The organism is Cardiobacterium sp. (assembly GCF_057314735.1).
In genome coordinates this window covers 1-3,929 of the sequence record NZ_DBHKZK010000054.1, presented here as the reverse complement: position 1 = coordinate 3,929, position 3,929 = coordinate 1, and the positions used below count along the sequence as shown (strand labels likewise).

2 protein-coding genes and 1 pseudogene are annotated in these 3,929 nt (G+C 53.5%); 1 reads left to right on the top strand and 2 read right to left on the bottom strand.

Going from position 1 to position 3,929, the window contains the following annotated elements; translation table 11 throughout:
- Positions 1 to 230 precede the first annotated feature (230 nt).
- The gene (locus tag ACO54Z_RS07280) at positions 231 to 731 is read left to right on the top strand and encodes a hypothetical protein (RefSeq protein ID WP_485996424.1); all 501 of its coding nucleotides are present in this window, start codon (positions 231 to 233) and stop codon (positions 729 to 731) included.
- 562 nt (positions 732 to 1,293) lie between these two features.
- Here the strand turns inward: ACO54Z_RS07280 and ACO54Z_RS07275 are convergent.
- Both ACO54Z_RS07275 and ACO54Z_RS07270 read right to left on the bottom strand, forming a co-directional pair.
- A complete protein-coding gene (locus tag ACO54Z_RS07275; RefSeq protein ID WP_485996423.1) occupies positions 1,294 to 2,469 on the bottom strand; it encodes an HlyD family secretion protein in 1,176 nt (391 codons plus the stop codon).
- A gap of 689 nt (positions 2,470 to 3,158) precedes the next feature.
- Positions 3,159 to 3,929: pseudogene (locus tag ACO54Z_RS07270) on the bottom strand (MFS transporter); the annotation flags it as partial.

Sequence of the window (3,929 nt, the reverse complement as noted above, 5' to 3'; positions counted from 1 at the left end):
GGTCAGGCTCCGGGGAAATGGATGATTGTATAGAATTTAGAGAGGATTGCTATATCGCTATATAGCGATACTCACAAAATGCTGTATAAGGCGCGCCGCTGAAGACAGTACGACTTTGTAGCCGAGGCAGGAAACGCCGTACAGCGCTTTGTAAGGAATGCTATAAATAGAATCCTTGCTTACCATGCGCCTACTGCTCCCCCTAAATTTTACGTCAAGAGGTTAGCGTTTTGTCTACGAAAAAAAAAGCAATTTGGTTAATTAATGATTTGCTATTACTTTCAAAAGGACCTGATTTTGAATTGGATATTCCACAAGGAATAGATATCCTTACTTACAAGAAACTTAGCGCCAAGCTAGATAGGACACCAGCAGAGGAAGAAGAATTTCTTAAACTACTCACTATAATGGAAAATGGAGCCTCTTTACTTAAGAAAAAACAACCGTTATCTGAGGATAAATTTCCCAAATTACTTTATCCTAGGTGTGGTCTTCAAAAAAAGAGGCTTTCTCCAATATTTTTTGTGCTCGGTGGTTTTATCATAGCAACGGAGAGTTTTGCTAATCTTCTCCTAAGATTTAATTTGGGAAGCACGCAGATGTGTGAGGTTAGAATATCAGGTATAAAATCCAATGATGAAGCTGCTAAAGCCCCTTATTTTTACATAAATATTTGTGAACATAAAGAATTTTTTTACCTGAGTATAGCGATTCATCGATTTTTTATCTAAATAAAAGTGGAAAAAAAATATATTCTTTACCTTCTGATAAAATTGAATTACAAAAATCTTATTATTTTTCTTCAGAATCATTAAAATCTTCTGTGGATCTTTGGCATGATCCTCAAATAAGTGATTCAATATTTATGTCTGAAAATTTACAACAGGCTATATGTGAGGCTGGAATAAGAAGAAAAATACCACTCATGCCTTGCTATAATTTTATCTATTGATTTTTATTGTTTAACTGTCTGAATTCAATGTTCATTATTATGCTGTAATCAGTACTTGGGGCCTGTTCAAAATCTTGGGGAACCGCATTTTTCCGTATGCTTGCATAGGGAACTGAAAGTCGGGAAAACAGCTAATATGCTCCCTCCCTCGCTACGGACGCTGGCGCGTCCTGCAGGGGAGGGGGGTATTTTTTGGCTATTTCTGTTTTATTCCACTATATAGCCATCCACCGAAAGCCTCATACGGTGTTGCGTCGCCTCGCCGTACAAATGCGTACTGTCTTCGGCGACGCGCCTTGTCTGAAACTTTCGGTGGATGGCTATATTCCGAAAAGCCGCATTTATTTCTGTCGGGTATCAATCCGCACTTCAACCGACATTCCCGGCGCGAGTTTGTGCAAATCTGCCTGTCCCGGATGCAGTTCGATTTTGACGGCGATGCGCTGGGCGATTTTGACGAAATTACCGGTGCCGCTGTCGGCCTTGATGATGCTGAATTCGGAGGCGGTCGCCGGGGCGATTTCACTAATGCTGCCGCTGAAATGTGCGCCGCCGAGGGCATCGACGGTGATGTCCGCCTGCTGGCCGCTGCGGATGTTTTTCATGTCCGTTTCTTTGATGTTGGCGACAATCCAGCGCGCGCCGGGGACGACCGACATCAGTTGCGTGCCTGCGCTGACGAGTTGGCCTTTTTTGACGGCGACTTCGCCCAACTGGCCGTCGGCAGGCGCGTAAACGGTGGTGTGTCCCAGCTCCTGTTCGGCCAGCGCCAGCATTGCCTTGGCGTTGTCGATGGCGGCGGCGGCGCCTTCGCGTCCCACCCCGGCATTGAGGATGTTCTGTTGGGCGATGGCGTATTGTTCTTTTGCCTGTGTCAGCGCGGCTTCCGCCTGTTTGACTGCGGTCTGCGCCGCGTCGCGGCTGCTTTGCGAGATGGCATCATTGCTGACACCCTTGATGCGCTTCCATTCGCGGTTGGCGCGGTCAAGCACCGCCTGGGCGTTGGCAATGGCCGCCTGTCCCGCCTTGGCGGCGGACTGGGCGGAGGCGCGATCCTGTTTGGTTTTGTCCAGCGCCGCCTGCTGGGCGAGGATGCCCGCTTTCGCCTGCTCAACCTTGCTGAGGTAGGGGGCGCGGTCGATTTCTACCAGCGGCTGCCCGGCCTTGACGGTATCGAAGTCGCGCACCAGCACGCTCTGCACATAGCCGCCGACGCGCGGGCTGACCACGGTGATGTTGCCGCGCACATAGGCGTTGTTGGTGTAAACCTCGCCGAGGCCGAACGGCGGCAGGCGGAAGGCATAGAGCGCCAGCAACGCGCCCGCGACCGTCGCCACCAGAATGGCAATGCTGCCGAAGCGGTGTTTTTCCGGCTGCCATTGGGCGGGTTCTTGCGGGGGTTCGGGCTGTGGCAGCGGGGTTTCTGCGGCAACAGGCTCCGGCGGCGCTTCTTCAACGACGGTTGGCGGGGTGGTGTCGGTGGTATCGGGCTGTTCGGGGGTGTTTTCTTGGGTCATGATGGTTTCCGTAGGTTGGGGGTTCAGGCGGAGCTGCAATCTTGCTTAATCAGTTGCAAATCTTGCTTATGAGTAAAAATTTTTTTCAACTCAATGTGTTGAATATTGAATTTAACCTCGCTTAATCGGTGGCAAATCTTGCTCGTGGATAAAAACTTTGATGGCGTCCTGAAATGTTGCTGTCTCAGGGGGGGCTGAATGGCATTGGCGGTAATGTTACGAACGCTACCCCCTCCCCACCCTCCCCCGGGCCCCATGCAAAATGCGGACGCATTTTGCATGGGTACCCGTCCGCTGCGGGCTTCGCCCTGCGAGGGAGGGGGCGAACCGGCGAAATATTGGCAACGGCTGATTTTTGCCGCTCTGCTGGTTGTCAGCATACATTTCAGGACACCAACCTATTTCCCCAACGCCGCAAACACTTTCGCTTTCTCCGCCGCCAAAACATCAATAGACTTCCTTCCAAACCATAACTTGCACGACAACCCAACAAAATCTCAAACCTGCTGAGCTGTTGTCTGCTGCCCCCACCCTAACCCTCCCCCACAGGGGGAGGGGACTCATTGGCTGCAAAAATAGCAATAGTTTCATGACAATCCATAGCGATACGGCAGCAGTTATTTGAATCTACCGCAGAACAGCTCCCTCCCCCGTGGGGGAGGGCTGGGGTGGGGGCAGGGATACAAATTCTAAAAACGTATACCTTTGCTTGGTTTGGAAAGAGATCTAATCTTGTAATGGCGGCGGTACAGCCACAGGGCGACGGCGACGAGGGTCGATACCGCCGCCATCGTCGCCAGCAGCGCGAACAGGTCGCTGTATGCCGCCACCGCCGCTTCTTTGCCCGCCTGCGCGGTGATTTGCGAGACGGCGCGGCCTTGCAGCAGCACCGGGTCGGAGAGGATGGCGGAGAGGGCGGCGGCGTTGCGCTGGATGTCGGCGGCGAGCGCGGGGTTGGAAAGGGTGAGGTTTTGCGCGATGGCGGCGAGGTGGTCGCGGGTGCGGTAAGTTAAAAACGCGCTGAATCCCGCCGCGCCCGCCAGTCCGCCCAGCGATTGCGACAGGCCGAACACGGCGGAGAAACTCATCATGTGGTCGGGGCTTTTCGCCAGCGCGCGCAGTGCGCCTTCGAGCATCATCGGCCCCATAAACAGCAGGGTGGCGAAGGCGATGATGGTCTGGCTGAGGTAGAGTTGCGCCGGGCGGGTCTGCATCCCCACACCGATGTCCAGCCACGCGCCGAGGGCGAAGCAGGCGAGCGCAATCATCACCGGGCGGCGGATGTCGTTGATGTCCAGCAGGACGAGGCTGGCGGCGGCACCGAGCAGCGATGCGCCCGCGACTATCAGGTAAAAGGTGGTCATTTGCGCGCCGCTGATGCCGAGCGTGCCCATCAGCCCCGCCACGCCGACGGTCTGCTCCGAGGTCAAGAGCCGCGCCATCGCGCCCATCACGGCGAA

What these genes read in the sequence shown, in the direction of transcription:
- ACO54Z_RS07275 (WP_485996423.1), bottom strand. Translation starts at nt 2,469, where the DNA reads ATGACCCAAGAAAACACCCCCGAACAGCCCGATACCACCGACACCACC.